The sequence below is a fragment of the Streptomyces sp. NRRL B-24572 genome, assembly GCF_002156145.1.
GTDB lineage: Bacteria > Actinomycetota > Actinomycetes > Streptomycetales > Streptomycetaceae > Streptomyces > Streptomyces vietnamensis.
Genome location: NZ_MWIG01000674.1, coordinates 1 through 4,301 on the forward strand (window position 1 = coordinate 1; position 4,301 = coordinate 4,301).

Annotated in this window: 3 protein-coding genes and 2 pseudogenes; 2 read left to right on the plus strand and 3 right to left on the minus strand. The window is 72.2% G+C overall.

Features of this window, described 5'->3' with window-relative positions:
* Window positions 1-656, minus strand: a pseudogene (locus tag CCN56_RS33200) (M1 family peptidase); the annotation flags it as partial.
* Between the two features lie 247 nt (window positions 657-903).
* Here CCN56_RS33200 and CCN56_RS33205 point away from each other — a divergent pair.
* Complete coding sequence (locus CCN56_RS33205; RefSeq protein ID WP_086831562.1) at window positions 904-1,845, plus strand: nucleoside hydrolase; 942 nt, start codon at window positions 904-906, stop codon at window positions 1,843-1,845.
* Window positions 1,846-2,178: 333 nt separating this feature from the next.
* Here the strand turns inward: CCN56_RS33205 and CCN56_RS33210 are convergent, their stop codons facing one another.
* Together CCN56_RS33210 and CCN56_RS33215 are read right to left on the minus strand one after the other, a co-directional pair.
* Complete coding sequence (locus tag CCN56_RS33210; RefSeq protein WP_086831563.1) at window positions 2,179-3,039, minus strand: VCBS repeat-containing protein; 861 nt, start codon at window positions 3,037-3,039, stop codon at window positions 2,179-2,181.
* A 124-nt stretch (window positions 3,040-3,163) separates the two neighbouring features.
* Window positions 3,164-3,586, minus strand: coding sequence for a MarR family winged helix-turn-helix transcriptional regulator (locus CCN56_RS33215; RefSeq protein WP_086831564.1), 423 nt, complete (start codon window positions 3,584-3,586; stop codon window positions 3,164-3,166).
* A gap of 211 nt (window positions 3,587-3,797) precedes the next feature.
* Between CCN56_RS33215 and eno the strand changes: the two are divergent.
* Window positions 3,798-4,301: pseudogene (eno, locus tag CCN56_RS33220) on the plus strand (phosphopyruvate hydratase); the annotation flags it as partial.

Here is a 4,301-nt window from a genome sequence, read left to right on the forward strand (position 1 = left end):
CGGCCGGGCGCGCCCGGCCGCCGGGTCGTGGTCCCCGTCGAGGGGACCAGGAGCGCGTCCGGGTGGTCGAGCACGACCCGGAAGTCACCGGCCAGGGTGTAGAAGCTCTCGCCGAAACCGACGTCCGGGTCGAGGTGCCGGCCCTGCGCGTCGCGTACCGAAAGCAGCGGCAGCGCGTTGCCGAGATAGCGGTACGCGCCGTCCCGGCCGAAGCGGTGCACACGGTCCGGGACGGTGAGGGCGACGTCGAAGGAGACGCTCGTCCGCGCCCGGTACGGCAGCGGCGCGGGCAGATCGATCCGCAGCGCGGTGCAGCCGACGGTGAGCGCCCGCGGGGTGCCGCCGACGACCTTGCTCACCCGGACCGGGGAGGGTCTGCCCGGGGCTCCGCAGCCGTCGGTGCCGTTGCCCCAGAGCCGTACGTCCACCGAACGCAGGGGCGTACGGGAGGAGTTGCGGAACGACACCGACTGGTGGCCGGTCCAGTGCGAGCCGTCGGCGTCGGCGCGCAGCGACACGTCGTACGAGGGGCGGTCCGGTGTCGCCGCCCCCGCGGGGACGACTGCGGGCTCCTCCGCGGCGGCCGTCCGGGGGAGCAGCAGCAGAACGGCCGCGAGGGCGAGCAACGGCGCACGCCAGTGCCTGAGCGAGGTCATGCCCCGCACGCTAGAACGCCCGTACGCCCGGACGGGAGGGTTCCGGGCACGAACGGCCCCTGGGGTTCGTTCGCGTGAACCATGATCGATTCCGGAGTGTCACGCGTACTGCGGCGCGAACTGCGCCCGCCCGACCGAGGTCGAGCGCCGCTACGACCCGCGCGGTCTGTTCCGCCACGCGCAGTCCGTGACCGGCTCCCGAGCCCGCGTCCTTCGCGTACCGCGCCGGATGTGGCACGGTGAACCCATGCCGGTTCCCGTGATTCTCGACTGCGATCCCGGTCACGACGACGCCTTCAACATCCTGCTCGCCGCCGCGCACCCCGCGATCGACCTGCTCGCGATCACCACCGTCGCGGGCAACCAGACGCTGGAGAAGACCACGCTCAACGCCCGCCGGGTCTGTTCGGCGGCCGGGATCCGGGGCGTACCGATCGCGGCGGGCCGCGACCGCCCGCTGCACGGACCGCCCCGGGTCGCCGAGAACATCCACGGCGACTCCGGCCTCGACGGGCCCGGCTTCGCGAAGGACGAGCCGGACGTCCCGCAGGACCCGCGCGACGCCCTCACCCTCATCCGCGACACCCTGCTCGCGCACCCGGCGCCGGTCACGCTCGTACCGACCGGGCCGCTCACCAACATCGCGGTCTTCCTGCTCGCCCACCCCGAGCTCGCCGACCGGATCGAGCGGATCGTGCTCATGGGCGGCTCGACGGAACGCGGCAACACCACGCCCGCCGCCGAGTTCAACATCCTCTGCGATCCGGAAGCGGCGGACATCGTCTTCCGTAGCGGACGGCCGGTGACGATGTTCGGCCTCAACGCGACCCACCAGGTACGGGCCACCGCCGACGTCGTCGCCCGGATCGCCGCGCTCGACACCCCGCTCAGCGGGCTCTGCGTCGACCTGCTCACCTACTTCGCTTCCACGTACCGCGAGGTGTACGGCTTCGACGCGCCCCCGCTGCACGATCCGCTCACCGTCGCCCACCTGATCAACCCGTCGCTCGTCAGCCTCGTACGGGCGGCGGTGACGGTGGAGCTGAACGGCACGCACACGAGGGGCGCGACGGTCGTGGACCTGCACGGGGTGACGGGCCTGCCCGCCGACACCGAGGTCGGCATGGAGGTCGACACGGACGCGTTCTGGGACCTGATCGTGGAGGCCGTACGGGTGCTGGGCGGCTAGGCGGGAGACAGGGCCCGTCCGGCGGATCGGAGTCGGACCGGCCCTACGGCGTGTATCACGAGCGCTGGTCGAGGTCTGAGGAACATCGGTGTCAGACCGTGCGCCAAGCCTGCGTCGGCCCTGGTGGGCGGCCGACGGGTCATCACCGGCGGGGCCGGTCCGAAGCCGTCCCCCAGACAACACCCCGATATCCGAGGCAAGGGGGGAACGTGCCCCGGCTCGTCCAGCTGCCGACCGGGAAGGCGTCGACCGTCCGGACGGCGGCCACGACAGGGGGCGACCCCGGACCCGAAATGCCGGGAGCGGGGCCGCCTCGCACGAAGTGCCGTACGCCTAGAGGAGGTTGAACTCCTTCATGTAGGTTCCCTTGATCTGCACCGGCGCCGTGAACGGCCGCGCCGCGTCACCCGTGCCCGAGTACCGGAGCAGCTCGCCCGTCGTCTTCCGGGCCAGCAGGTCCACCTTGCCGTCGGCGTCGATGTCGCCGACCGACAACAGCCGGTCGTAGACGTTCCACCCGCCGCCGATCTTCGTACGGCCCGCGAACGGTGCCTTGTAGTCGCCCGTGCCCTTGTAGAGCCAGAGGACACCGGCCTTGTCGCGCGCGGTGATGTCGGACCTGCCGTCACCGGTCAGATCGCCCTGGCCGGCCAGCTCGGTGTACTGGCCCCAGCCGCCGCCGACCCGCGCGCGGGTGGTGAGGCGGCCGTCCGGGTAACCCAGGTAGATCCACAGCACGCCGGCTCTGTCGAGGCCGATCAGGTCGGCCTCCTCGGCCCCGCCGAGAGTGCCGGGCGAGAGGACCGTGCGGTAGATGTCCCAGCCCCGGCCGACGGTCTTCGTCGACAGCCACTGGTTACCGACCAAGCCGCGGAAGTCCAGCCGGCCATTCTTGTAGAGGATCCACGTGCCGTAGCCGTACCCGCCGTCGTGGCTGTTGTCGACGGGGATGAGGTCGGCAAGGTCCGAGTGATCGACCCCGTCGCCCCCGTCCGTGACAAGGAGCGGTCCTCGGCGGTACCACTCCCACAGCTCGTGGGTCTGCTTGTGGACGCCGAACAGGTTGAAGGCGGGCGCCACCCCCGGGTCGGCGGCCGGGGCGGCGACGGCGGAGACGGTGCCGGTGGCGGTCGCCACCGCGACGGCGGTGGCGACGAGCGCCGTCCTCGGCCCGGGCCTGCGTCGTTCGAACATGATCGGGTTCCCCCCTGCGTCTGTTTCGTTCTCACCCTTCTGACCGGCGAAAGCCCCCCAGGGTTGTCGAAACCGCGCGCTTTTTCCTCTTCCCGACCGTCGGGTCGTCAGCGCGACGCACGGCTCAGCGTGCCGCGAGCCGCTCGAGCAGGGCGACGCTCCGCGCCAGCAACGCCCTTTCCTCGTCCGTGAGTTCGGCCTCGATGGCCTGCGCGAGCCAGCCGGCCCTGCGGCCGCGCTCCGCCTCCAGCGCGGACCGGCCCGCGTCCGTCAGCTCGACCAGCGACTTGCGGCCGTCCGTGGGGTGCGCCCGGCGCGTGACCAGGTTCTGTTCCATGAGCAGACCCACCGCGCGGGCCATCGACTGGGGGCGCACGCGCTGATCGGCGGCGAGGTCGCTGGTGGTCATGGCGCCGTTCCGGTCGAGCGCGCCGAGCACGGCGGCCTGGCCGAGCGGGATGCGGTCCTCGTCCTTGACGCGTCGGGTGAGCTTGCCCATCGCGGTGCGCAGTTCGGTGGCGATGGCGGCGGCTTCCGGGGTGGGCATACGGCACTTTACCCCGCACGCCGACCGCGCCGTACGGCTGACCTGCGCAGCAATGCCGGACAGCGGACACGGCCATGCTGTGCAGCCAAACTGAACAGGGAAACTGAACAGAGAAACTGAACAGCATTGCTGTAGAGTCTGTGTCTGTCGGGCCCAGCGCCAGCGCTGTCGCAGCCGGGGCCACGGCACACCACCACGGGGAGGAACCACCATGTCCACCAAGGAAGCCGGAACCGTCACCGCCACCATCGAGACCGTCACCGCCCGCCGGATCATCGACAGCCGCGGCAACCCCACCGTCGAGGTCGACGTCGTCCTGACGGACGGGTCCCTGGGGCGCGCGGCCGTCCCCTCCGGCGCCTCCACCGGCGCCCGGGAGGCCGTGGAACTGCGCGACGGAGACTCCGCCCGCTGGCACGGCAAGGGCGTCGACCGCGCGGTGGCCCACGTCGGCGGGGAGATCGCGGCGGCCGTCCGCGGCCGCGACGCGACGGACCAGGCAGGTCTCGACGCCGCGCTCGTCGCCCTCGACGGAACGCCCACGAAGTCCCGGCTCGGCGCCAACGCGATCCTCGGCGTCTCCCTCGCCGCCGCCAAGGCGGCCGCGGCGGCCCACCGCCTGCCCCTCTACCGCTACCTGGGCGGGCCCGGGGCCCACCTCCTGCCGCTGCCGATGATGAACATCGTCAACGGCGGCGCCCACGCCGACAATCCG